This window comes from Paenibacillus sp. LS-5 (assembly GCF_056121505.1).
Map to the genome: position 1 here is coordinate 1 of NZ_JBWAVA010000120.1, position 244 is coordinate 244.

General features: G+C 63.1%; 1 protein-coding gene. It reads left to right on the top strand.

The window, feature by feature from the left end; translation table 11 throughout:
- Positions 1 to 22: 22 nt before the first annotated feature.
- Positions 23 to 244, top strand: a 222-nt coding sequence (locus AC0MA3_RS26710) for a glycosyltransferase family 2 protein (RefSeq protein WP_474658381.1), incomplete at its 3' end; no start/stop codon positions are given.

Consider the following 244-nt stretch of genomic DNA (forward strand, 5'->3'; position numbering starts at 1 on the left):
GGTTGCGGGGGTGACGGGACATGTGGTGGAAATGAATGTCGACAATCTCGAATTCACCCGCCGGGTGCGCCGCGTGTCGCCGGAAAACCGGACGGGATCGATTGACCGCATGAATGGCGGTGGCCTTTACCGCCGTGCTGCCATTGCGGAGGCCGGCTATTTCTCCGACCGCAATCTGCACGGCTATGAGGAATTCGACCTGGGCGTGCGTCTGCGGTCGCTCGGGTGGGAGCTGCACCGGCTT